Origin of the sequence: Lysobacter sp. TAB13, from assembly GCF_052113885.1 — a bacterium.
GTDB lineage: Bacteria > Pseudomonadota > Gammaproteobacteria > Xanthomonadales > Xanthomonadaceae > Lysobacter > Lysobacter gummosus.
The window spans coordinates 1-693 of the sequence record NZ_JBFRDR010000071.1; the positions used below are offsets into that span (position 1 = coordinate 1).

A 693-nucleotide genomic window follows, 5' to 3' on the forward strand; every position below is an offset into this window, starting at 1 on the left:
CACGAGGACTGCGAGATTGGCGAGGAAGAGGCCGCAAGGCACGCCGAACTGCGGCCAGGATGCGATGAAACCGCGATGGCTGGAGGTCCGCGCCCATTCCATCGAGAGCAGCACGGAACCGCCCCATTCACCGCCCACGCCGACGCCCTGGATAAAGCGCAGCGCCGTCAGGATGATCGCGCCCCAAATGCCGATGCTGTCGTAGGTCGGAACGAGGGCGACCAGAAAGGTCGCAATTCCCATTAGCATGAGCGTTGCGATGAGCGTCGATTTGCGGCCGATCCGGTCGCCATAGTGGCCGAAGATCGCCGCGCCGACCGGCCGGGCGAGAAAGCCGACCGCATAGACGGCAAATGCCTCGAGCGTACCGACGAGCGGCTCCGAGCGCGGGAAAAACAGCCGCGCGAAGACGAGGCCGGTCACCGTGCTGTAAAGGAAGAAGTCATACCATTCGATCGCGGTACCGACCGTGCTCGCTACGATGGCACGTCGAAGCTGTCTGCCATGCTCCTGCTCGGACAGCATGCCGGCGCCAAGATCCATGGTTGTCATGATCAGCCTCCACGCATCGTCGCTTCCGCTGCATAGGCCATCTCAGGAGATAGTGAGGCATAGCTCCTTCCTCAAGCTCTGCAGACCTTTACGATGTCTGCTTCATGACGCCTCACTGATGAGTTCACATGCGAACCAATG

Annotated in this window: 1 protein-coding gene; it reads right to left on the reverse strand. The window is 61.3% G+C overall.

All coding sequences use genetic code 11. The features are described 5' to 3' along the window. On the reverse strand, positions 1-552 hold a 552-nt coding region (locus AB4Y92_RS25155), incomplete at its 3' end, for an MFS transporter (RefSeq protein WP_441822096.1). Positions 553-693: the final 141 nt, after the last annotated feature.